Below are 22,734 nucleotides of genomic sequence, written 5' to 3'. Positions count from 1 at the left end.
TCTCAGTCCAGGACGGCGGCGAGGTCGTACGCCGTGACGGACTCGAGCTGCTCGAACGTGCAGGAGCGGGCGTCGCGGTCGGGTCGCCACCGTTCGAACTGCACGGTGTGCCGGAAGCGCCACCCCTCGAGCTGGTCATAACGCACTTCCAGCACGCGCTCGGGGCGCAGCCGCACGAACGAGACGTCCTTCGACGCCGAGAAGCGGGAGCGGTCGGTCTCACCCGTGACGGCATCGCCGCCGGCATCCCGCTCGACGAGAGGCTCGAGTTCGTCGACGAGTTCCAGCCGGCGCTTGTCGCTCCACGCCGCGACGCCGCCGACGTTCAGCAGCCGCCCTTCGTCGTTGTACAGGCCGACCAGGAGCGACCCGACCCCGCGACCGGACTTGTGGATGCGGTAGCCCAGCGCGACGACATCCGCGGTGCGCGCGTGCTTGATCTTGAACATCGTCCGCTTGTTCGGGGCATAGGGCTGCGCCAGCGGCTTCGCGACGACGCCGTCCAGCCCCGCCCCTTCGAACTCCGCCAGCCACCGCCGGGCCACTGCGGGGTCGTCGGAGGTACGAGTCACGTGCACCGGATGCGGCACGCCCGACAGCAGATCGGTCAGCTGCGCGCGGCGTTCGGCGAACGGCTCGGCCTGCAGGTCGCGATCGCCCCGGGCGAGCAGGTCGAACGCGATGAACATGGCCGGAGTCTGCTCCGCCAGCATGTTGACGCGGGATGCGGCGGGGTGGATGCGCTGCGACAGCGCCTCCCAGTCCAACCGCTGGGCGCCGGGTTCCCCCGTGGCGACGACGACCTCGCCGTCCAGGAGACACGGTTCGGGGAGGAGGCGAGCAAACGCCTCGACGAGCTCGGGGAAGTAGCGGGTCAGCGGCTTCGCACCACGGCTGCCGATCTCCACCTCCGTGCCGTCCCAGGACACGAGCGCCCGGAATCCGTCCCACTTCGGCTCGTAGCTCAGCCCGCCGGCAACGCGGTCGGGCGCGGGGATCTCCGGGACGGACTTCGCGAGCATGGGCGCGGGGATCTCGTACGGCATGCATTCATCCTGCCCGGCGGGCCCGACGCGCGGTAGCGCGCGAGCGTGGTCGGCGGGGAGGAGGGTCAGGCCTCGAGAGTCTTCGGGCGCGCCCAGCGAGCCGGAAGATTGGGACCGTCCCATACCTGGACGACGCCCCATGCCGCGGCCGCGACCGGGACCGCGAGCACGGCGCCCACGATGCCGCCGACGACGGTGCCGACGACCAAGGCGACCAGGATGACGAACGCGTGCAGCTTCATCGACCGGCCCATGAGCACGGGCTGCAGGAAGTTGCCCTCGAGCTGGTTGACCAGCACGACCACACCCACCACGATGAGGGCGACGATCGGTCCGTTCGCGACCAGGGCCACCAGCGCGGCGAGGATGCCCGCGACCGTCGCCCCGACGATCGGGATGAAGGCGAGCAGGAACACCAGTACCCCCAGCGGGATCGCCAACGGCACCTGGAGGATGAGCAGACCGATGAGGATGCCGGCGGCATCCACCGCTGCCACCGTCGCGGTGCCCCGCACATACGACCCCAGGACGGTGACCGTCTTGTCGCCGATGCGGCGGGCGCGCGCGTAGTTCTCACCGCGGAAGGGACGGAGCAGGAACTCCCACATCTGCGGCCCGTCCTTGAGGAAGAAGAACAGGATCGTGACGAGGAGGACGAAGCCGGTGACGAAGTTGGCCACCGCTCCGACTCCTGCCAGCGCACCCGATCCGAACTGGGCGCTCGTGACGAAGTCGGTGACGGTGTTGACCAGCTCGTCGAGCTGGTCGGGCTGCACGAAGTCGAACGGGAGCGTCTGGACCCACGAGATGAGTGCCCGGAGCCCGTCCTCGGCCTGGGCGTAGAGCTCGTTCCACTGATCCCGCACCGCCCAGACGATCAGCCAGCCCAGCGCCGACAGGATGATCACGATCGTGAGGAGGGTGATGATCGTCGCCAGCAGCGAAGGCACGCCGTGCCGCCGCATCCAGCTCATCACCGGGTGGAACGCGCACGCGATGATCAGCGCGATGACCAGCGGGATGGTCACGAGGGTCAGCGACTGGATCGCGAAGATGATCGCGGCGGCCACGATCACCACGACGATGATCTGGATCGCCCGGACGCCGAGCCTGCCGAACGCATCGGCCCACAAACTCCACGGGGCACCGGCCGCTCTCAGTTCGACGTCCTTCGACTCCAGCTGCACCCGTTGCGGGTCGTTGCGGAACAATGCCATGGGGTGAGGCTAAACCCGACGGGGGGAGGCGACAGGAGGTTGCAGGCACCCACTCATCCGGGTATGCGCTCCGCAGGGACGCCGCCGTCCCGGTCAGGCGAAGGCGCTCATGCCGGTGATGTCGCGGCCGAGCAGCAGCGCCTGGACGCTCTCGGTGCCCTCGTACGTGTGGATGGCCTCGATGTCGGCCATGTGCTGCATGACGCCGTTCTCCAGCAGGATGCCGTTGCCGCCGAGGAGGTCGCGCGCCGTCGCGGCGACCCGCCGCGCGGCGCGGGTGTTGTGGTACTTCGCCAGCGAGGCCTGCGTGGGGCGCAGCCCGCCGGATTCCTCGAGGTCGGCCAGGCGGCGGCAGTACAGCTGCATCGCGGTGAGCTCGTCCAGCATCTGCGCGAGCCGTTCCTGCACCATCTGGAACTTCGCGAGTGGCTTGCCGAACTGCACCCGCTCGGTCGCGTATGCCAGCGCGGCTTCGTAGCAGGCCGTCGCGTGGCCCAGCGCCGACCAGGCGACGCCCGACCGCGTCGAGTACAGCACGGTCGAGGCATCCTTGAAGCTCTTGGTTCCCGGCAGGACCGCGTCCGCGGGCACGCGCACGTCGTCCAGGGCGATGTGGGCCTGGTGGATGCCGCGCAGCGACGCCTTGCCGGTGATCACCGTGCCGGTGTACCCCGGGGTTTCCTGCTCGACGAGGAAGCAGCGCACGGAGCCGTGCTCCGGGGCGCCCGGGTCATCGACCCGTGCCCACACGAACGTGACGCCGCCGGACGCGCCGTTGCCGATCCACTTCTTCGTGCCGCGGAGCACCCATTCCCCGGTCCCGTCGCCCGCGGAAGGGTCGTGTCGGGCGACGGTTTCCAGCGACACCGAGTCGGAGCCGTGATCGGGCTCGGTGAGCGCGAACGAGCCGAGCACCTCCCCCCGGGCGAGCGGCTGCAGCCAGCGACCCTGCTGCTCGGCACTGCCGAAGAGCGCGAGCGTGCGCAGCGCGAGTCCGCCCTGCACCGCGATCACGGTGCCGAGCGACCCATCGCCCCGCGAGATCTCCATGTTCACCAAGCCCGCGGCAAGGGGCGAGGACGCCGGCAACTCGGGGTGGTCGATGCCGTCGGTGTAGAGCCCGAGTTCGCCCATGCGCCGGACGAGGTCGAGCGGGTAGGTCGCGGCATCCCACTCCGACTGCATGCGCGGACCGACCTCGTCGACGAACGACTTCGCGCGGTCCCATGCCGCCCGGTCGGTGTCGGGGATGTCGGCGAACACGGCGTAGTAGTCGGTTCCGCGGCGCGCAGTGACGTCGTACCGCGCGACGCGCTCGCCCGGCAGGCCGTCGGGGGTGGGGGCTGCAGTCATGTACTCAGTATCACCCAGACCGAAACCCAGTCTCAACGGCCGCGAGCGGGGCTCAGGCGGAGCCGCTGAGCACGGGAAGATGCGAGCCGCCGGCCTCCGCCGCGCCGAGGTCGGCGGCGGCGAGCGTCATCGCACGCAGGCCGCCTCCCGCCGAGGCGGTGCGGCGCTGCCACGCGGCACCGTTCCCCTCCGCGAGGATCCGCTCGACCCCGTCCCACACCTCCGCCATGTCCCCATGCGCAGCCAGGCCGGGCTCGGCGAATTCCACCATCGCGCGGATGACCTCGGCGGCGGGCGCCGCGCGATGGGTCCGCGGATCCAGGAGCGTCGCGCGGAGCCCGCGCAGCGACGCATCCCAGCCCGCCAGCCGGAGGGCGTTCGCCGAGATGCGCGGCGGAGCCTCGCCACTGTGCGCGGCCTCGGCGGATGTCGCCACCAGGCCTCGCACGAGCCCGGCGAGTGTCGCGGTCACGTCTGCGGTGAGCGGAACGTCGCACACCCGCACCTCGACGGTGGGGAATCGGCTCGACAGGCGCACGTCGGAGTACAGCATCCCCTCATCCAGCAGCGCGCCGGTGGAGAGCATGTCAGCGATGTCCTGGTGGTAGGCCGCGATGTCGCCGAAGACCTCGGCGGGTCCGCTGGAGGGCCAGAGGCTCCACAGTTCGAAGCGGTAGCTGTCGTACCCGGAGTCCGCACCGCCCGTGAAGGGCGAGTTCGCGGCGAGCGCCCGCAGAGCCGGCAGCCACACTCGGATGCGGTCGAGAACGGCCACACCTTCTGCCGGAGACGTGATCGAGACGTGCACGTGCAGACCGCAGGTCATGCACTGGGTCGGCGTGATGCCGTACCGGGCGGAGATCTGCCCGTGCCGACCCCCCGGTGACGGGTGCGGGATCGCCGGCAGCGGCGACGTCGCGAGCGGAACCGCGCGGGCACCGACCCTGCGGGCGAGGCGGTCGGCGACAGCGCGTGCGTGCGCCGATTGTGCCTGCAGCTCCGCCATCGACTGATGCGGCGGCCCGACGATCTCGATCATCTCCTGGTGCATCTCCGGCACGATCGCGGAGCGAAGACCTTCGAAAGGAACCCGGGAGATGACCGCCGACGCGGCCGGCACGGGTACGGCCGTGGCCGCGTCGACGAGCAGCAGCTCTTCTTCCACGCCGAACGTGCGGCGGCCCAGGTTCGACCGGTGACGCATGGACAGCCCCCTCCACTCTGAGGACAGATTCGCCGGGCGGGCCGGCGAGCCCCAGGGGCTTGACATCAGCGCGGCAGCGAGGCTCGCAGCCGCCGTGCGACCTCGGCGGCCGGCATCCGCCGCGGGAAGATCGCGACCGCGACGTCGTCGTCGGCGGGGTCGTCGCCGTCCGGGTGCACGCCGAACCGCCGCAGCACGTCGTCCAGCGCTCGCCGGAGCGTCGCCTGCGGCACGCGCTCGCCGCGGAGGAGCCGCCGGAGGACGTGGTTGTGCACGGCGGTGACGAGCGCGGCGAACCCGACGGCGTCCAACGGGTCGAGCCCCGGCAGCGCGGATCGCAGGTACTCGTCGAAGAGACGCTCGTACCGGAAGACGGTGAGGATCTCGCGTTCGCGCAGCACGGGCACCTCGCGCACGATCGTGTACCGGCGGCGCGCGAGCTCGGGGTCGGCGGCGAAGTGGCGGAAGACCTGGAGGGAGGCGTCGCAGACGGCGGTCCACGGGTTCTCGTGCGGCCGGGCGAGGTAGGCCTCGAGCGAGCGGAGCACCTCTTCGTGATCGGCGAAAACCACATCTTCCTTGCCTCCGAACTGGCGGAAGAAGGTCGAGCGCGACACGCCGGCGGCCTGCGCGATCTGCTCGACCGAGGTCGAGTCGAACCCGTGCTCGGCGAACAGCTCGATCGCGGCGGCGACCACGGTCGTGGTCGTGCTCGGCGGGAGCGCGTCGGTCATGGCCGGAAGCCTACCGGCCGCGTGTGCACCGGTCGGGCGGCGATGTCAAGCGCTGGGCCGACAGCGCCGGCGGGGGATTGACTGCCGGAATGACTCCCCTCTGGAAGCAGGACTCCACACCGGTTCCCGGGTCGCCGTTCGAATCGGGACGATCGCATGACGTCGTCGTCGTCGGTGCCGGGATCACCGGTCTCGCCACGGCCTACGCGCTGGCGCAGGCTGGTGTCGACGTCGCGATCATCGAGGCCGGCGAGGTCGGGCAACTCGCCACCGGCGGGAACACCGGGAAGGTGTCGCTCCTGCAGGGAACCGTGCTGTCCACGCTCCGGGGCGGGCATCCTGCGGGGCTCGTGCGCGCGTACGTGGAAGCGAACCGCGCGGGTCAGGAATGGCTGGCGCGCACCGCCGACGAACTGGGCGTGCCGTATCGCCGGCGAACCGCTTTCACCTATGCCCAGGCCGATGAGGGCCTGTCGTCCGTGGAAGCGGAGAAGGATGCTGCGCGCGAAGCCGGACTCGCGGTGCGCCGCGCCACCAAGGACGAGCTGGCCGCGGTGCCCTTCCCGGTGGCTTCCGCGATCGCTCTCGACGACCAGATCGCGATCGATCCGCAGACCTTCGCGACGGCCCTGGCCCGGGCGGCGGTCGAGGCCGGCGCGGTGCTCCACACCGGTGTGACGGTCCGCGGGGCGAAGGTGCTCCCACGCGCGCACGTGCGCACCGATGACGGCCCGCTGTACGCCGACAGCATCGTCCTCGCCACCGGCGCGCCCATCCTCGACCGGGGCGGGTACTTCGCGAAGACGCACGGCACGCGGTCGTACTGCGTCGCGTTCCGGACCGATGGGCCGGTGCCCGACGGGATGTATCTCTCGGCGGACTCGCCGTCGCGCTCGGTGCGCGCCGTCTCGGACGGCGACGGCCCCTCGGGATACGCGGGCATCATCGTGGGCGGAGCGGGCCATCCCGTCGGCCGCGGCGGGTCCGAGCGCGAACGGGTGGAGGAACTGGTCGCGTGGGCGCGGCGTCACCTCCCGGTGACGGAGGAGACGCACCGCTGGAGCGCGCAGGACTACCAGTCGCACAACCTCATCCCCTTCATCGGCGCGATGCCGCGGTCACTGGGCCGCATCCGCTTCGCCACCGGATACGGCAAGTGGGGCCTCACGAACGGACCCGCGGCCGCCCAGCGCATCGTGGCCGAGATCCTGGGTGCGGACGACAAGCCGCGGTGGATGACCGCGCTCGGAACGCGCATGACCATGCCCGCTGACCTCTCTCGCGGCCTCACCGAGAACGCGAAGGTCGGCCGGGCCGCGGTGCAGGGATGGATCGAGGCTGAACGCACGCCGGTGCCCGTGCCGCAACCTGCCGAGGGCGCCGGCGTCGTCGCGCAGCGGGGCGGTCGCCCGGTCGGGATCTCGACCGTCGACGGGGTCACCCGGGCGGTGGATGCCGTGTGCCCGCACCTGGGCGGAGTGCTGGCCTGGAACGACGAAGCGTGCACGTGGGATTGCCCGCTGCACGCCAGCCGATTCGAGGCGAACGGCGCCCGCATCGAAGGCCCGGCGCTCACGGACCTCGAGCGGCTCTCCTGACCGGTTACGGACGGTTTTCGTCGCTTCGGCTCCGGTCAGAGGGACAAAAGCCGTCCGTAACGATCCGATAGGGTGGGGTGACTGGATATCTTGACGTCAAGATTTCTCCGGCCCCACCCACTGACCGTCCAGCGGAGGATTCCCTGTGGATCTGTACGAGTACCAGGCACGCGATCTATTCGAGAAGTACGAGGTGCCGGTGCTCGCCGGCATCATCGCCGACACCCCCGACGAGGCGCGGGCCGCAGCTGAAAAGCTCGGCGGCGTGGTCGTCGTGAAGGCCCAGGTGAAGACCGGTGGCCGCGGTAAGGCGGGCGGCGTCAAGGTCGCCAAGAACCCGGACGAGGCATTCGAGGCGGCCCAGGCCATCCTCGGCCTCGACATCAAGGGCCACGTCGTCCAGCGCGTCATGGTCGCCGCCGGTGCCCGCATCGCCAAGGAGTACTACTTCTCGGTGCTCCTGGACCGCGCCAACCGCTCGTACCTGAGCCTCGCGAGCGTCGAGGGCGGGATGGAGATCGAGGAGCTCGCCGTCGAGCGTCCCGAAGCGCTGGCGCGCGTCGAGGTGAACCCGCTCGAGGGGATCACGCCGGAGAAGGCGCTCGAGATCGCTCAGGCAGGTGGCTTCGACGACGAGCTCGCCCCCAAGGTGGCCGACGTGTTCGTCAAGCTCTTCAACGTCTACAAGGGCGAGGACGCGACGCTCGTCGAGGTGAACCCGCTGATCCTGTCCGAGGACGGCGACATCATCGCCCTGGACGGCAAGGTATCGCTCGATGAGAACGCCGCGTTCCGTCACCCCGAGCACGAAGCACTCGAAGACACCGAGGCCGCTGACCCGCTCGAGGCTCAGGCCAAGGCGCACGACCTGAACTACGTCAAGCTCGACGGCCAGGTCGGCATCATCGGCAACGGCGCCGGGCTCGTCATGTCCACGCTGGATGTCGTCGCGTACGCCGGCGAGAACCACGGCGGCGTGAAGCCCGCCAACTTCCTCGACATCGGCGGCGGCGCATCCGCCACCGTCATGGCCGCGGGTCTGGACGTCATCCTCGGTGACGAGCAGGTGAAGAGCGTGTTCGTCAACGTGTTCGGCGGCATCACGTCGTGCGTCGCGGTCGCGGAGGGCATCGTGAAAGCCCTCGAGATCCTCGGTGACACGGCCTCGAAGCCGCTGGTCGTCCGCCTCGACGGCAACCAGGTCGAGGAGGGTCGCGCCATCCTCGCCGGCGCCAACCACCCGCTCGTGACCCTCGCCGCCAGCATGGACGAGGGCGCCGACAAGGCAGCCGAACTGGCCAACGCCTGATCTTCGGGACGAAAAGGACTCAGCAATGTCGATCTATCTCAACAAGGACTCCAAGGTCATCGTCCAGGGCATCACGGGCGGCGAAGGAACGAAGCACACCGCACTGATGCTGAAGGCGGGCACGCAGGTGGTCGGGGGCGTCAACGCCCGTAAGGCCGGGACGACCGTGTCGCATGAGGATGCCGACGGCAACACCGTCGAGCTTCCCGTGTACGCATCGGTGGCCGAGGCCATCGAGAAGACCGGCGCCGACGTATCGATCGCGTTCGTGCCGCCGGCGTTCACGAAGGACGCGATGGTCGAGGCCATCGACGCCGAGATCCCGCTCCTCGTCGTGATCACCGAGGGTGTTCCCGTCGGTGACACCGCCGAGGCATGGGCCTACGCGCAGTCCAAGGGCAACACGACCCGCATCATCGGACCGAACTGCCCCGGCATCATCACCCCCGGCGAGTCGCTCGTGGGCATCACCCCCGCGAACATCACCGGCAAGGGTCCGATCGGTCTCGTGTCGAAGTCGGGCACCCTGACGTACCAGATGATGTTCGAACTGCGGGACCTGGGCTTCTCCACGGCCATCGGCATCGGCGGCGACCCCGTCATCGGCACGACGCACATCGATGCGCTCGCCGCGTTCGAAGCAGACCCCGAGACGAAGGCGATCGTCATGATCGGTGAGATCGGCGGCGACGCCGAGGAGCGCGCGGCCGACTTCATCCGCGCCAACGTCACGAAGCCCGTTGTCGGCTACGTCGCGGGCTTCACCGCCCCCGAGGGCAAGACCATGGGCCACGCCGGGGCGATCGTGTCCGGCTCGGCCGGCACCGCCCAGGCGAAGAAGGAAGCCCTCGAGGCCGCAGGCGTCAAGGTCGGCAAGACCCCGTCCGAGGCCGCCGCCCTGATGCGCGAGATCATCGAGTCCCTGTAACCCGGGTTCTCACGAGGGGCCCGGATGCACCGCATCCGGGCCCCTCGTCTGTCCCGCCCGCTCCCGCCCCCCGAGTCCGCGAGACTCCATCTCCGCCACGAGACGCCGGGCGACGGCTGCGGTCTCGTGGCGGAGATGGAGTCTCGGCGGGGGCCCGGGGTCAGGTCAGGAGAAGCTCGAGGGGGCCGCGGGCGAAGAACACCACGAAGCCGGCGGCCACCACCCACAGGAGCGGGCTGATCTCCCGTGCGCGGCCGGAGAGCGAGCGGATGACCACCCAGCTGATGAAGCCCGCGCCGATGCCGTTGGCGATCGAGTAGGTCAGCGGCATCACGGTGATCGTGAGGAACACCGGGATGAGGGCGGACAGGTCGCTGAGGTCCACATGGCGGATCTGCGACATCATCAGCGCGCCCACGATGACCAGTGCCGCACCGGCGATCTCCGTCGGGACGATCGTCGTCAGCGGCGTGAAGAACATCGCCAGCACGAACAGGGCCCCGGTCACGACGTTGGCGAGGCCGGTGCGGGCGCCCTCCCCGATCCCGGATCCCGACTCGATGAACACGGTGTTCGAGGACGACGAGGTCGCGCCGCCGGCGACCGCGCCGATGCCTTCCACGATCAGCGCCGAGCGCAGGCGCGGGAAGTTGCCCTTGTCGTCGGCCAGGCCCGCCTCCCGGGAGAGCCCGGTCATGGTTCCCATCGCGTCGAAGAAGTTCGTGAACACGAGAGTGAACACCAGCATGGTCGCCGCGAGGATGCCGATGCGCTCAAAGGAGCCGATCAGGTCGACCTGGCCGACCAGCGACAGATCCGGCAGGCTCACCAGCTGGGCGGGAAGTTCCGGCACCGACAGGCTCCATCCGCCGGGGTTGTCTTCGGAGCGTGGTCCGAGATTCCAGATCGCTTCGACGATCAGCGCGACGACGGTGCCGCTGAGAAGACCGATGAGCAGGCCGGCCTTGATCTTCCGAGCCATCAGGATGCCGGTGATCACGAGCGTGAAGACGAACAGCAGCGTCGGAACCGTCGCGATCGACCCGCCGACGCCCAGACCCACCGGGGGCGATCCGACACCGGTCGCCGTGACGAAGCCGCTGTCGACGAACCCGATGAAGGCGATGAACAGCCCGATGCCGACCGTGATCGCCGTCTTCAGCGCCATCGGCACCGCATCGAAGATCAGGCGGCGGAGCCCTGTGGCGGCCAGCAGCACGATGATCAGGCCGTTGATGACGACCAGGCCCATGGCTTCGGGCCACGTCACCTGTCCCACCACGCTCACCGCGAGGAACGAGTTGATGCCGAGCCCCGCAGCGAAGGCGAACGGCAGGCGTGTGACGAGGCCGAACAGGATCGTCATCACGCCGGCCGTGAGCGCGGTGACGGCGGCGACGGGGGCGAAACCGAGGTTGTCGCCGGCGACATCGGTGCCGCCGGACAGGATGATGGGGTTCAGGATGACGATGTAGGCCATGGTGACGAAGGTGACGACGCCGCCGCGCACCTCGGTGCCGACGGTGGACCCGCGGGCGGTGATCTCGAAGAATCGGTCGAAGCCGTTCTTGGCGGTGGGCATGGCGGAAGACGTTTCGGTCGCGTTGGTGCTCATGGGACCTCAGAGGAAGGGGCGGGTGGGGGGCTCGGCTGCGATCTAGGCTGGATAGATGCCGCTCACAGGAGAATATCTGCCCGGAACAGACGAATGGGCCCGCACTCAAGCCGAGACCTTCGAAGCCTCGGGCGGCGCTGAGGCCAGCGAGATGCGCGGCAAGCCGATCATCGTTCTGACCACGGTCGGCGCGAAGACGGGCGGATTGCGCAAGACGGCGCTGATGCGCGTGGAGCACGAAGGGCGATACGCGGTCGTCGCGTCCGATGGCGGTGCGCCCCGTCCGCCTGCCTGGTACTGGAACCTCGTCAAGAACCCCCACGTGCAGCTGCAGGATGGCGACAGCCTCCGGGACTACACCGCCCACCGCGCCGAAGGCGCCGAGCACGACGAATGGTGGGCACGGGCCGTTGAGGCGTGGCCCGACTACGCCGAGTACCAGAAGAAAACCGACCGGCGGATCGCCCTCTTCGTGCTGGATCCCGTCGAGGGCTGAGCACACGCTGCCCGCCTGGGCTGCACGTGCCCGCGGTGCGGGGTGCCGTCCCGCGGGGGGTCGCGGCCCCGGGTAGGGTCGTTCGCGCATGAATCGCCTTCTCGTCGCCCTTCTCGCGGCCTTCGACGCCCTCGTGGCGGCCGCGGGCGGTGTGGCGATCGCGCTCGCGCCCCTGACCCTCTTGTGGGTGCTGGCCCTGGGCGGCGGGGCGGATTGGTCCGCGCTGTGGCCCGCCAGCGCCGCGGTGTGGCAGTTCGGCCACCTCGTGCCCCTCAGCATCCACCTGCCCGGTACGTACATCGCCGCGGCAGGGATCGATCCCGCCGCGGCGGACTTCGCCCTCTCTCTGGCACCGCTCGGATTCGCCGCCTTCACGGCGCTGTTCGCCGCCCGCTCCGGCGGCCGGGCAGCGCGCGCCGGCGAGCCGCTCACCGGCACCGTCGCCGGCACGCTCGTTTTCGCGGTGGCAACTGCGGCGGTGGCGCTCACCGGCGCCACACCGTTCGCGACGGTGACGTTGTGGCAGGCGCTTCTCTTTCCCGTGCTGGTGTTCTCGGTGCCGTGCGCTCTCGGCGCCGCCATCGGTGCGTGGGTGTCCCGGATCGGAGCGGCCGGGCGCCTGCGTGAGCGCGTGGAGGCGGTCGGTGGCGGATGGGGCACCGTGCCGGGCCTTCTCGTGCGCGGTACCGCGATCGCCGTCACCGGCCTTGTCGGCGTCGGCGCCCTCGTGGTCGGTGTGGCGGTGTTCGCCCGCGGCGGCCAGGTGGTCGCGCTTTTCGAGGCGGGAAACGTCGACGTGGTGGGCGCGACCGTGATCGCCCTCGCGCAGCTGGCCTATCTCCCCACCCTGGTGATCTGGGGTGCCTCGTTCGTCGCCGGTCCCGGGTTCGCCCTCGGAATCGGCAGCGCCGTGTCGCCCTCCGGCACGCAACTCGGAGTGATCCCCGGCATCCCGGTCCTCGGCGCCGTCCCCGACTCGACCTCACCGTGGCTGTTGCTGCTGGCCCTGCTTCCGGTGGGCCTGGGAGCGCTCGCGGGGTGGATGCTGCGCTCGCGGCTGGTCGCGGAGCATCCCGGAGCCGAACCGTACGGCCCACGGATCGTCCTCGCCGCGGGGGTCAGCCTGCTCACCGGAGCCGTCTTCGCCCTGCTCGCCGTCTGCGCACGGGGCTCGATCGGACCGGGGCAGCTCGCCGAGACCGGCCCCGAGCCCGGGCCCGTGGCGCTCGCCGTCGCGTTGGAGGTCGGGGTGGGGGCAGCGATCCTGCTGCTGTCGCCGCGTCGCGCGCCGGATGCGACGGACTCGGCGTCCGCGCCCACCGGCACGGCCTACGACACGGCGCCGATGGGCGGCGCACCCTTCGGCGCGATCGATCCGGTCGCCCGTCGCGAGCCCGTCCCCTTCCCGACGCTTCCGGTGGGCGCGTTCTCGTCCGACCCCCTCCCACGGCCGCGGGACGACGATGGGGATGAGCCGTCCGAGCCGCGCCCCGGTGCTGGCTAGACTGACCGGGTGCTCACGGTCGCCGTTCTCATCTCCGGCACGGGCTCCAACCTCCGCGCACTGCTGGATGCCGCCGCGGCACCCGACTTTCCCGCCCGGGTCATCGTGGTGGGGGCCGACCGGGAAGCCGACGGCTTCGCGCACGCCGAGGCCTACGGCATCCCGACCTTCCTCGTTCCCTGGAGCGGGTTCGACTCTCGGGAAGCGTGGGGCGCCGAACTCGATGCCCAGCTCGACGCCTGGAAGCCCGACCTCGTGGTGCTGAGCGGTTTCATGCGTCTCCTGCCGGGGGCCGTGGTGGAGAAGTGGATGCCCCGCATCATCAACACCCACCCGGCGTATCTTCCCGAGTTCCCCGGCGCCCATGCCGTGCGCGACGCGCTCGCCGCGGGCGCTACGGAAACCGGAGCGAGCGTCATCATCGTCGACGCCGGGATCGACACCGGACCGATCCTCGCCCGCGAACGGGTTTCGGTGGTCGCCGGCGACGATGAGCGCTCCCTGCACGAGCGGATCAAGCCGGTCGAGCGTCGTCTGCTCATCGACGTCATCCGCCGCGTCGCCACCGGCGAGCTCGACCTCGCCGCGGCATCCGATTCCGCCCCCCAACCCTAGGAGCACACGTATGGCCGGCCCTCGCCACGATCCGACGCTCTACCGCGAACGCGACGTCGTTCCCATCCGACGTGCGCTCGTCTCGGTCAGCGACAAGACCGACCTTCTGCGCCTGGCCGAAGCGCTCATCGCCGCCGACGTGGAGATCGTCTCCACCGGTTCGACGGCGTCGAAGATCCGCGAGGCAGGGCACCCGGTCACGGACGTGTCCACCGTCACCGGCTTTCCCGAGTCCCTCGACGGTCGTGTGAAGACGCTGCATCCCGGAGTGCACGCGGGGTTGCTCGCCGATCTCCGTCTCGCCGACCACGAGCGTCAGCTCGACCAGCTCGGCATCGCCCCGTTCGAACTCGTCGTGGTGAATCTGTACCCGTTCGTGGAGACCGTGGCATCCGGTGCCACCGGCGACGACGTGGTCGAGCAGATCGACATCGGCGGCCCCGCGATGGTGCGCGCTGCGGCGAAGAACTACGCCAATGTGGCGATCGTCGTCTCGCCCGAGTCGTACCCCGCGCTCATCGAGGCGATCGGGGAGGGCGGCACGACGCTCACCCAGCGGAAAGAGCTCGCCGCGCGCGCGTTCTCCCACACCGCCGCGTACGACACCGCGGTCGCGGCCTGGTTCACCGAGGGCACGCTCGTCGAAGACGGCCTGCCCGCGCACCTCACGATCAAGGCGGAGCGCCTCACCACCCTGCGCTACGGCGAGAACTCCCACCAGCGCGCCGCGATCTACACGCGCGCGGGCGGACACGGCATCGCCCAGGCGACGCAGCTGCAGGGCAAGGAGATGTCGTACAACAACTACGTCGACGCGGATGCTGCCCTCCGCGCCGCGTTCGACATGGTCAAGCCGGCCGTCGCGATCATCAAACACGCCAACCCGTGCGGCATCGCGGTGGCGGCGCCCAACGCGCTCGACGAGATCGCCAGCGCGCACCTCCGGGCGCACGAGTGCGACCCGGTGTCGGCGTTCGGCGGCGTGATCGCGGCGAACCGCACGGTCACCCTCAAGATGGCGGAGAATCTCCGCGACATCTTCACCGAGGTCATCGTGGCGCCCGATTTCGAGCCTGCGGCGCTGGAGGTCTTCCGGCTCAAGCAGAACCTGCGCGTGCTGTGCCTTCCCACGGACTGGCAGCAGGAGCGGATGGACGTGCGGCTGGTATCCGGCGGGCTGCTGCTGCAGGACGCCGACCGGTTCCCCGCCGACATCGAATCGGTCGCGCGGAACTGGGAACTCGTGTCGGGGGAGCGTCCTGCCGAGGAAGAGATGACGAACCTCATCTTCGCGTGGAAGGCATGCCGAGCCGTGAAGTCGAACGCGATCGTGCTGGCGAAGGGTTCGGCCACGGTCGGCATCGGCATGGGCCAGGTCAATCGGGTGGACTCGTGCCGGCTCGCGGTCGAGCGCGCCGGGGACCGGGCGGCCGGGTCGGTCGCCGCATCCGACGCGTTCTTCCCGTTCGCCGACGGCCCCCAGGTGCTCATCGATGCCGGTGTGTCGGCGATCATCCAGCCGGGCGGCTCGGTGCGCGATCAGGAGGTCATCGACGCGGCCCGCGCGGCGGGTGTCACGATGTTCTTCACGCGCGAGCGTCACTTCTTCCACTGATCCACACGAAAGAAAGGGACACGGATGTCCGAAATCCTCGCGGAGCGCTGCGCCGCTCTCGCTCAGCCCGTGGTCGACCTCATGGCGGCCTCGATCGAGTGTCAGACCAAGAGCCCGGAGTCGTTCGCCAAGGTGATCGCCCTGGCCGGGCAGGTGCGCGCGATCGCCGAGCAGGGGTCTGCGGGCGTTTCGCAGCCCGACTACGCCGCGTGGTCGGCCGGGGCACCGGCGGTGCTCACCGCCATGGAGCAGGCGGCCGAGCGGCGCGACCCCGAGGGCGTGTGGGCGGCGTTCGCCGACCCCCAGGTCGGGCTGCACCGTGTGGGCACCGCCTGCCAGGGCCAGCCCCGCTGGTGACCTGACGCCCCGCCCCGCCCCGTCCGCATCCCCGCACCTCACCCGGGGGTTTGGGGCGACATATGTGCCTTGGGGCGTGCCCGAGCGCGCCCCAAGGCACGAAAAGCGCCCCAAACCCGGGAGTGTGCGTGCGGGCGGGGTCCAGTGGGCGCGCGGGAGTGGGACCGGGAGCGGGCGCGCGGGAGGGGTTCAGCAGGGGATCGGTGCGGTGACGTCGGCCTCGGAGCCCCAGGCGGTGAACGCCACATCCACCGCGCCGGTCTCGTCGGCGCGCACGAGGCGTGTGGGGAGAGGCGCCCCGGAGGTCGCGACCGTCAGCACGCCGGTGGCTCCCTCCTCGCCGAGGAGGAGGTCGATGGTGCCGTCGCCGGGCGCGCTCAGCCCCGACGCGTCGGCGGTGAGCTGCGCGACGAGGTCGACGGGCTGCACGAGCGGCATCCAGCGCTGCACGGCGGGATCCTCCGGTGAGACGCACGCCCACTGCCCTGCCGGAACCGCGAGAAGTGTGGCGACGGCGGGGGAGGGGTTCACCCACGCCGTGCCCGCATCCACCACGATCGACGTCGCCGCACCGTCGAGGGTGATCTCGGCGGTCCAGGCCTGCTCGCTGCCGGTGCGTCGCACCTGCATCTCGCGCCCGGTCGCTCCGTCGCGGTAACTGCCGACGAGCTCCGCGCCGCCCGCCGCGCGCATCGCGGCCAGCACGCTGTCGCGGACGGCGGCCGGCGGCAGAAGCCCCACGCCGTTGCCGTGATCGGCCGGGTCGTACGTCGACAGGTCGGCGGCGGTGGGGGTGGGGATCGGCTCCGTCGCCGTCGCGGAGCATCCTGCCAAGAGCACTGCCGACACCGCGACGACGGTCAGGGCGCGGATGCGGCGGTCAGCCATCCGCCACGCACGCCGAAGCGCCGCCCTGGCCGGAGACGGTGGCGGCGTCCAGCTCCACCGGAGCCGTCTCGTTTCCGGCGGCGGGCCGGACGAGAACGCACGAGCGGTCGTCGATGAATCCCATGCCCGACGGAATCCAGGCCTCGGTTCCGGTGACCAGCTGCGACACGTCCAGCTCGTTCCCGGCGGGTCCGCCGACGACGATCACCTGGTACGCGACATCCGGACCCGACCACGACACGCGGATGTTGTCGTCGCCGGGGGTGAGGGTCAGCCCGCTCGCTGCCGGCCGCGGGTTGAGCAGGCCGAGCACCACGAAAACGGCCAGGACGACGAGGGCCACGAACGTCATGCCGGCGGAGAGGAGGAACGCGGGATGCCGCCACATCGGGCGGGGCGCGACCTGAGCCTCCTCGAGCTCGGGGAGCACATCGGCCGCGGTCTCCAGGCGGCGGATGTCCCCGGTCGTCGCCGTCAGGCTCGCGCGGGCGGTGTCCCACCCGATGCGTGCGGCTTCCACGCCGGCGGGTGGCCGCTCGATGCGGGTCGGGGCGAACACCGGCGTGCCGGTGATCGGTGCGCCGGAGCGGCGCGGTGCGGCCGCCACGGTCGCGGCGGGAATGCCCTCGGCGGGACGCCACTCGGTGTGGCCGAACTCACGCTCGGGCTCCGCCACTGTCGTGGACAATCCCGTCGGGCCGTATCCGTCGACCGCCTCGCGCTGCGCACGGCGGGTCGGGATGCTGTCGTTCATTCCACGCTCCCGGGCTCCGGTCCGGCGCCGGGCACCCGCCTATCATAGACGGGATCGTCCCCCCGCCCTGGAGGCGCCCATGCCCCGCTCGTCCGTGCGCGTCGTCAGCGCCCTCGCGGCGTTCTTCGTGTGCGCGACGTTCGGGGCGATTCCGGCGGCCGCGTCCGCCGCGGGCGACTCACCCGCCGACAGCGGGATCGTCGAGATCCCTTACGGCGAGCCCGTCGACGTGCGCCCGAGCGCGGGGTGGACCATCGACTGCGCCGGTGTCGGCACGCTCGAGGGAGCCGAGCTCGTGTGCACCGAGGAGGGGATCACCCTCACCGCCCCGTTCGATGCGGAGGCGGGGGAGCGGATTCTTCCCGTCCCCTTGCGGGCGGGTGCGGCAAGCGCCGAGGTGCGTTACCGCGTGCGGCTCGAGCCTCCTGCCCCGCCGGAGATCGCGGCATCCTCGATCGACATCCCCCTGCCGGTAGGCCGTCAAAGCCTCGTGCCGCTGTCGCTGCTCGAGCTCACCTGCGTCCTCTGCACCGATGCTCGGATCGAGGTCCGGGAGGTCGTACCCGCGTCGACGGTCGTGGGGATCGGTTCCGCGCACCTCGCCGTGCGGCCCACCGCACCTGGCCCCATCTCGGTCAAGCTCACCGTCACCGACGACGCCGGGCAATCCGTCGACGCCGAACTCGCGCTGTTCGCGACCGCGGCTGCCCCCGGGGCGCCCCTCGCGCTGCATGTGCGCGGTCCCGAGCCGGTGGCCCTGTCCGAGCTGACCGCGGGGGACGACGTCACGATCTCGTGCCTGGCGGTGGATGTCGCGCTCACCTGCGGCACAGACGGCCAGATCACCCGCACCGCCGAGTCGGCGATCCCCGTCCAGGTCGCCTTCCGCGTGGTGGATGCCACCGGTCGGCAGTCGCTGGGCAGCCTGACCGTCGATCCCGCATCGGCGCCCCCGCTTCCGGTCGCGCCGTCCTGGGCCCAGACCGCCGTTCTCGGCATCGCCGTTCCCGTCCCGTCCGAAGACGAAGCGGAAGCGCCGTCGCTTCTCGCTCCCCTCGCCCGCATGCTCCAGGAGGTACCCGCGTCATGACGCTCCGGCTCACGATCGACCGCACCCACGACGCCGCGCCCGCCGAGTCATGGGTGGTGAAGGTGGATGCTGCCACCACCGTCTCCGAACTCGCGGAGTCGCTGAGGGTCGACCCCGAGGTCCTGGCGCCCGGTGCTGACACCGCGGAGAACTTCGCCGAGTCCGGGGTGCGCAGCGGCGTGCGCGTTCCCGCCGCATCCCCGGTCGTGATCTCCCCGGGCCGTCTTCGGCTCGAGTTCGTCGCGGGGCCGTTCGCGGGGGAGGTCGTGCCGCTCGAGCCCGGTCGCGAGGTCACGATCGGCCGGTCGAACGACGCCGGGATCTGCGTCGCCGACCCGCACCTGGCCGGTCGCCACGCCACGCTCACCGCCGTGGGCGGGCCGTCGCCCGACGGCACCTACGCGCCGCTGACGGCGACCGTGGCGCTCGCCGACCCGGACGGGAGCCTCGTCGTCAACGGTTCCGAGACCGCGGCGCCCGTGCAGATCGTCCCCGCCGACCTGGTTCAGCTGGGAAGCAGCATCGTGCGGCTGGGCATGTCGCCGGCCCCCGACGCCGATCTGACGGTCGACGAGGTCGGCACGCGCGCCTTCAACCGCCCCTCGCGGATCCGGCCGGCCCGCCAGATGCCCGTGGTCGCGCTCCCCGGCGACAAGCCCGACGAAGCCGACGCATCGCCCCTGCCGTGGCTGTCGGCGATCATCCCCATCGTCCTCGGTGTGACCCTGGCCGTGGTGTTCCAGCGGCCCATCATGCTGCTCATGGCGGCGGCGTCGCCGGTGATGGTGGTCGGCTCGTTCATGATGAACAAGCGGCTGGCCGAGCGGAAGGGCCAGCGCACCGAGGCCGAGTGGGTGCAGGACATCGCCGACGCGCGCGTCCGGATCGCGGAACTGACCCGCGAGCAGCGCCTGGACGCGTGGTACCGCCACCTCGATCCCGTGGTGATCCGCGACATCGCCACCCGCCCGCTCGCCCGCCTCTGGGAGCGGCGCCGGTCGGACCAGGATGCGCTGCGCGTGCGCGTCGGCGTGGCGGAGATTCCCCTGGACGTGCGCTTCGAGGGCGGGCCGCAGAAGGAGCGCACACTCGAACGCCGCGTCGGGGTCTCGCCCGCGCCCGTGTCGGTGGACCTCGCGTCCGGCCCGGTCGGCATCTCCGGTCCGGAGGATGTGACCGCGGGCCTGGCCAGGGCGATGATCACCGACCTTGCGACGCTGCGCTCGCCGCGCGACCTGCAATTCGTCGTGCTCTGCGACCGGGAGCAGGAGGCGGCCTGGTCGTGGGTGCAGTGGCTCCCCCACCTGAACGCCGGAGCCGGCCCGGTCGCCCTGATCGGTAACACCGACCACACCCGGCGCGAGCGCCTCCGCGAGATCGGGGCCCTGCTGGACGCCCGGATGCGGGTGGCCGGTGAACGCCGCGGCGGTTCGTCGGACGCGCATCTCGTGCTGGTCATCGACGGGGCACGGCGCTACCGCATGCTGCCCGGCATGGTCACGATTCTCGAGAAGGGCGCCCAGTTCGGCATCCACGTCATCGCGATCGACAGCGACCGGTCACGGCTGCCCGAAGAGGCAGCATCCGTCGTGGCCGTCGACGGCGTCGACCCGCTCCTGGGTCGCGTGGAATCGGCCGAGGAGTACTACGCGCCCGTGCTCTTGGACCAGGTGAGCCTCGCTTACGCCGAAGACATCGCCCGCGCGCTGTGCCCGATCGAGCACGTCCGCGGCGTGGGGGACGACGCGACCCTGCCCTCCAGCGTCCGGTACAGCGAGCTGATGGGCATCGACCTCGACGACGCCCGCCCGATCGCCGAGCAGTGGCAACTGGTGCCGCGGCAGTCCTACGTCGTCGTCGGCGCGGGCACGGAGGGCGAGTTCGCGATCGACATCGCCTCCGACGGTCCGCACGCCCTGGTGGCCGGCACGACCGGCTCGGGGAAATCGGAGTTCCTGCAGACCCTTGTCATCTCGCTCGCCCTGGCCAACCGGCCGGATGCGCTGAACTTCGTGCTGATCGATTACAAGGGCGGCTCGGCCTTCGCCGACTGCAGCCGCCTGCCGCACACCGTCGGCATGGTCACCAACCTCGACGCACGCGAAACGGAGCGCGCCCTGGCGTCGCTGGACGCCGAGCTGAAGCGTCGCGAACGGGTGCTCCGCGACGACATCGGTGCGAAGGACGTCGATGCGGCGTGGGAGAAGGACCCGGATGCCGCCGCCCGGCTGGGCCTGGCGCGGCTCATGATCGTCGTCGACGAGTTCGCCGAGCTGAAGACCGAGCTGCCCGACTTCATCAACGGCCTCGTCCGCATCGCCCGTGTCGGCCGGTCGCTCGGGGTGAACCTCGTCCTCGCGACGCAGCGTCCGTCGGGTGTCATCACGCCGGAGATGCAGTCCAACATCAACCTGCGGGTAGCCCTCCGCGTCACGGACCGTGGGGACTCGGGCGATGTGATCGGAACCCCCGACGCCGCACTCATCCCGGCGGGCTCACCCGGTCGTGGGTACGTGCGGGCGGGGCTGGATGCGGCGCCCACTCCCTTCCAGACGGCGCGGGTCGCGGCGCTCCGGCTGGGGCACCAGCGAGCCGCGCGCGTGCTCCCGCCGGCGGCCCGCGTGGAGTGGCAGACCCTGGGGCTTCCGCCGCGCTATCCCGTCGCCACCGAGCAGACGACGCACCGGCCCGACCAGGACGACACCGACCTGCGGGCACTCGTGCAGCTGGCCGGCCAGGCCGCGCAGCTGCTCGGGGTCCCGAAGAGCCCGTCGCCGTGGCTGATGCCGCTGCCCGACGTGCTGCCGCTCGACCGCTTCGATGATGACGCCGTCCCCGAGGGCGCCGCCATCCTCGGCCTCGAGGACGTCCCCAGCGAGCAGACCCAGCGACCGTTGGTGTGGAGCATCCTCGACGACTCGCACCTGCTGCTGTTCGGGGGAAGCCGGTCGGGCCGCACCACGGCACTGCGGACGATCCTGTCGCAGGTGGTGCTCCGCTTCACCCCGGCCGACTTGCACCTGTACGTCGTGGACTGGGGCAACGGCGCGCTTCTGCCGCTGGCCGGCGCGCCGCACACGGGAGCCGTCGTCACCCCGCAGGACGCCGAACGCCTCCCTCGCCTGCTCGGGAGTCTCGCTGCAGAGTTGTCGCGGCGCCAGGGCGTCCTCGCCCAGGCCGCCGTCGGCAGCATCGCCGAGCAGCGACGCACCGCCGACCCGCGGGAGGCGCTTGCCTACGCGATCGTCGTCATCGACGGATGGGAGCGGCTGTCGGCATCCCTCAGCCCCGACGAGATGGTCGCGCTGCGGGACCAGATGCTGCGGCTGCTGCGTGAGGGCCCCGCGGTGGGTCTCCGGGTCGTCGTGACGGCCGACCGCACCGTGCCGTCCGACCGCATCGCCAGCTTCATCGACACGCAGTACGCGCTGCCCATGCGCGACGTCAACGACTACCGGGGTGCGGGGATCATGGTGCGGGAGATCCCGTCCGACATGCCCGCCGGTCGCGTGCTGTTCGGTACCGACGGTACGGAAGGTCAGATCGCCGTCGTCACGGCCGACACCTCGGGGGAGGCGCAGGGAGCAACGCTTCGGGGCACGGTCGAGCACGCCGCCGCGCACTTCGCTCGGTTCCCCCAGCTGGCCGAGCTGCCCGCGGCGCTGCGCGTCGACCCGCTCCCCTCGCACATCGGCCTGTCCGACGCCGCCCTCCTGCCGCTCGCCGAGCCGGACGCGCCCGAGACGCCTGTGGTGGGTGTCGGCGGTGACACGCTGTCGCGGTTCACCATCGACTGGCCCGAGCTCGGCGGATTCGTGGTGGTCGGCGATCGGCGCAGCGGCAAGACCGACGCGCTCGCCCTCATCGCGCACCAGCTCGGCTGGGCGGGCACCCGCATGGTCGTCGCCGCGGCGAACGGTTCCGTCCTCGCCGAGGTCGCTGCCGCGCACAACGCTCCGCTGCTGGGAACGTCCTCCACCGCCGAGCAGATCGAGGCGGCGATTGCGGCGGATGATCTGCTGACCGTGATCGTCGACGATGCCGAGGCCATCCGGGACTCGGTCCTGGAACGCACGCTCGCCGCGGCGCGGGGCCGCCTGCGCTTCATCGTCTCGCTCGGTGCGGACTCTGCAGGGACGGCCGTCAGCGGGGTCGTCACCGACGCCAAACGCGGGCGCACCGGCCTGGTGCTGTCGCCGACATCGACGATCCTGGGAACGCAGCTGTTCAGCACGCAGATCCCTCGCCCGTTCGTCGGGCGCGGCGCCCCCGGCTCGGGAGTGCTCTTCGCCGCCGGAGGGTACACGGCGGTGCAGGTGCCCGATCTTCGTGCCTGAATGCCGGAACGCACGCCCCTCTCGCCCGCGTAAGCTGAGAGCGTTGTGTGCGGTCCGGGGGCCGCACGTCCCTG

Annotated in this window: 18 protein-coding genes; 10 read left to right on the top strand and 8 right to left on the bottom strand. The window is 71.1% G+C overall.

What is annotated here, in order from left to right; all coding sequences use genetic code 11:
• Positions 1-2 precede the first annotated feature (2 nt).
• From AC4FS1_RS08205 to AC4FS1_RS08185, 5 genes are all read right to left on the bottom strand, one after another.
• On the bottom strand, positions 3-1,046 hold the full coding sequence (locus AC4FS1_RS08205; RefSeq protein WP_491154058.1) for an ATP-dependent DNA ligase: 1,044 nt from the start codon (positions 1,044-1,046) through the stop codon (positions 3-5).
• Positions 1,047-1,111: 65 nt separating this feature from the next.
• Positions 1,112-2,263, bottom strand: coding sequence for an AI-2E family transporter (locus tag AC4FS1_RS08200; RefSeq protein ID WP_491154057.1), 1,152 nt, complete (start codon positions 2,261-2,263; stop codon positions 1,112-1,114).
• Positions 2,264-2,356: 93 nt separating this feature from the next.
• Entirely contained in the window at positions 2,357-3,616 is a 1,260-nt protein-coding gene (locus tag AC4FS1_RS08195; protein WP_491154055.1) for an acyl-CoA dehydrogenase family protein, read from the bottom strand.
• A gap of 52 nt (positions 3,617-3,668) precedes the next feature.
• Positions 3,669-4,820, bottom strand: a complete 1,152-nt coding sequence (locus tag AC4FS1_RS08190; protein WP_491154054.1) for a carboxylate-amine ligase — start codon at positions 4,818-4,820, stop codon at positions 3,669-3,671.
• A gap of 65 nt (positions 4,821-4,885) precedes the next feature.
• Positions 4,886-5,554 (bottom strand): TetR family transcriptional regulator, encoded by a 669-nt coding sequence (locus AC4FS1_RS08185; RefSeq protein ID WP_491154053.1) that lies wholly within the window; start codon positions 5,552-5,554, stop codon positions 4,886-4,888.
• A gap of 89 nt (positions 5,555-5,643) precedes the next feature.
• On the opposite strand from AC4FS1_RS08185, the gene AC4FS1_RS08180 reads away from it, so the two are divergent.
• From AC4FS1_RS08180 to sucD, 3 genes are all read left to right on the top strand, one after another.
• Complete coding sequence (locus AC4FS1_RS08180; RefSeq protein ID WP_491154051.1) at positions 5,644-7,152, top strand: FAD-dependent oxidoreductase; 1,509 nt, start codon at positions 5,644-5,646, stop codon at positions 7,150-7,152.
• A 145-nt stretch (positions 7,153-7,297) separates the two neighbouring features.
• Complete coding sequence (sucC, locus tag AC4FS1_RS08175) at positions 7,298-8,461, top strand: ADP-forming succinate--CoA ligase subunit beta (protein WP_491154049.1); 1,164 nt, start codon at positions 7,298-7,300, stop codon at positions 8,459-8,461.
• 25 nt (positions 8,462-8,486) lie between these two features.
• Complete coding sequence (gene sucD, locus AC4FS1_RS08170; protein ID WP_491154047.1) at positions 8,487-9,389, top strand: succinate--CoA ligase subunit alpha; 903 nt, start codon at positions 8,487-8,489, stop codon at positions 9,387-9,389.
• A gap of 160 nt (positions 9,390-9,549) precedes the next feature.
• On the opposite strand, the gene AC4FS1_RS08165 is transcribed toward sucD, so the two are convergent.
• The gene (locus AC4FS1_RS08165; RefSeq protein WP_491154045.1) at positions 9,550-11,004 is read right to left on the bottom strand and encodes an NCS2 family permease; all 1,455 of its coding nucleotides are present in this window, start codon (positions 11,002-11,004) and stop codon (positions 9,550-9,552) included.
• A gap of 55 nt (positions 11,005-11,059) precedes the next feature.
• On the opposite strand from AC4FS1_RS08165, the gene AC4FS1_RS08160 reads away from it, so the two are divergent.
• The 5 genes from AC4FS1_RS08160 (at position 11,060) to AC4FS1_RS08140 (ending at position 15,591) form a co-directional block, all read left to right on the top strand.
• Entirely contained in the window at positions 11,060-11,500 is a 441-nt protein-coding gene (locus tag AC4FS1_RS08160; protein WP_491154043.1) for a nitroreductase family deazaflavin-dependent oxidoreductase, read from the top strand.
• An 88-nt stretch (positions 11,501-11,588) separates the two neighbouring features.
• Positions 11,589-13,004 carry a cell division protein PerM gene (locus tag AC4FS1_RS08155; RefSeq protein WP_491154041.1) on the top strand — a complete coding sequence of 472 codons (1,416 nt, stop codon included), beginning with the start codon at positions 11,589-11,591 and terminating at the stop codon, positions 13,002-13,004.
• 9 nt (positions 13,005-13,013) lie between these two features.
• On the top strand, positions 13,014-13,619 hold the full coding sequence (purN, locus tag AC4FS1_RS08150) for a phosphoribosylglycinamide formyltransferase (protein ID WP_491154040.1): 606 nt from the start codon (positions 13,014-13,016) through the stop codon (positions 13,617-13,619).
• Between the two features lie 10 nt (positions 13,620-13,629).
• The gene (gene purH / locus AC4FS1_RS08145) at positions 13,630-15,234 is read left to right on the top strand and encodes a bifunctional phosphoribosylaminoimidazolecarboxamide formyltransferase/IMP cyclohydrolase (protein WP_491154038.1); all 1,605 of its coding nucleotides are present in this window, start codon (positions 13,630-13,632) and stop codon (positions 15,232-15,234) included.
• Positions 15,235-15,258: 24 nt separating this feature from the next.
• Positions 15,259-15,591: a hypothetical protein gene (locus tag AC4FS1_RS08140; protein WP_491154037.1), complete on the top strand. Its 333-nt coding sequence runs from the start codon at positions 15,259-15,261 to the stop codon at positions 15,589-15,591.
• Positions 15,592-15,780: 189 nt separating this feature from the next.
• Here AC4FS1_RS08140 and AC4FS1_RS08135 read toward each other — a convergent pair whose 3' ends face one another.
• Both AC4FS1_RS08135 and AC4FS1_RS08130 read right to left on the bottom strand, forming a co-directional pair.
• Positions 15,781-16,479, bottom strand: a complete 699-nt coding sequence (locus AC4FS1_RS08135) for a hypothetical protein (protein WP_491154036.1) — start codon at positions 16,477-16,479, stop codon at positions 15,781-15,783.
• On the bottom strand, positions 16,472-17,233 hold the full coding sequence (locus AC4FS1_RS08130; RefSeq protein WP_491154034.1) for a hypothetical protein: 762 nt from the start codon (positions 17,231-17,233) through the stop codon (positions 16,472-16,474). The genes AC4FS1_RS08135 and AC4FS1_RS08130 overlap by 8 nt, the downstream gene beginning before the upstream one ends.
• 79 nt (positions 17,234-17,312) lie before the next feature.
• Here AC4FS1_RS08130 and AC4FS1_RS08125 point away from each other — a divergent pair, with 79 nt between their 5' ends.
• Positions 17,313-18,323 carry a hypothetical protein gene (locus AC4FS1_RS08125; protein WP_491154033.1) on the top strand — a complete coding sequence of 337 codons (1,011 nt, stop codon included), beginning with the start codon at positions 17,313-17,315 and terminating at the stop codon, positions 18,321-18,323.
• A complete protein-coding gene (locus AC4FS1_RS08120; RefSeq protein ID WP_491154031.1) occupies positions 18,320-22,660 on the top strand; it encodes a type VII secretion EssC family protein in 4,341 nt (1,446 codons plus the stop codon). The genes AC4FS1_RS08125 and AC4FS1_RS08120 overlap by 4 nt, the downstream gene beginning before the upstream one ends.
• Positions 22,661-22,734: the final 74 nt, after the last annotated feature.

This window comes from Microbacterium sp. Z12_35, assembly GCF_058310475.1.
This window is presented reverse-complemented; position numbering and strand designations above follow the sequence as displayed.

Coding starts and splice junctions, on each gene's coding strand:
- AC4FS1_RS08205 (WP_491154058.1), bottom strand. CDS start 1,046: ATGCCGTACGAGATCCCCGCGCCCATGCTCGCGAAGTCCGTCCCGGAG.
- AC4FS1_RS08200 (WP_491154057.1), bottom strand. CDS start 2,263: ATGGCATTGTTCCGCAACGACCCGCAACGGGTGCAGCTGGAGTCGAAG.
- AC4FS1_RS08195 (WP_491154055.1), bottom strand. CDS start 3,616: ATGACTGCAGCCCCCACCCCCGACGGCCTGCCGGGCGAGCGCGTCGCG.
- AC4FS1_RS08190 (WP_491154054.1), bottom strand. CDS start 4,820: ATGCGTCACCGGTCGAACCTGGGCCGCCGCACGTTCGGCGTGGAAGAA.
- AC4FS1_RS08185 (WP_491154053.1), bottom strand. CDS start 5,554: ATGACCGACGCGCTCCCGCCGAGCACGACCACGACCGTGGTCGCCGCC.
- AC4FS1_RS08180 (WP_491154051.1), top strand. CDS start 5,644: ATGACTCCCCTCTGGAAGCAGGACTCCACACCGGTTCCCGGGTCGCCG.
- sucD (WP_491154047.1), top strand. CDS start 8,487: ATGTCGATCTATCTCAACAAGGACTCCAAGGTCATCGTCCAGGGCATC.
- AC4FS1_RS08165 (WP_491154045.1), bottom strand. CDS start 11,004: ATGAGCACCAACGCGACCGAAACGTCTTCCGCCATGCCCACCGCCAAG.
- AC4FS1_RS08160 (WP_491154043.1), top strand. CDS start 11,060: ATGCCGCTCACAGGAGAATATCTGCCCGGAACAGACGAATGGGCCCGC.
- AC4FS1_RS08155 (WP_491154041.1), top strand. CDS start 11,589: ATGAATCGCCTTCTCGTCGCCCTTCTCGCGGCCTTCGACGCCCTCGTG.
- purH (WP_491154038.1), top strand. CDS start 13,630: ATGGCCGGCCCTCGCCACGATCCGACGCTCTACCGCGAACGCGACGTC.
- AC4FS1_RS08140 (WP_491154037.1), top strand. CDS start 15,259: ATGTCCGAAATCCTCGCGGAGCGCTGCGCCGCTCTCGCTCAGCCCGTG.
- AC4FS1_RS08135 (WP_491154036.1), bottom strand. CDS start 16,479: ATGGCTGACCGCCGCATCCGCGCCCTGACCGTCGTCGCGGTGTCGGCA.
- AC4FS1_RS08130 (WP_491154034.1), bottom strand. CDS start 17,233: ATGAACGACAGCATCCCGACCCGCCGTGCGCAGCGCGAGGCGGTCGAC.
- AC4FS1_RS08125 (WP_491154033.1), top strand. CDS start 17,313: ATGCCCCGCTCGTCCGTGCGCGTCGTCAGCGCCCTCGCGGCGTTCTTC.
- AC4FS1_RS08120 (WP_491154031.1), top strand. CDS start 18,320: ATGACGCTCCGGCTCACGATCGACCGCACCCACGACGCCGCGCCCGCC.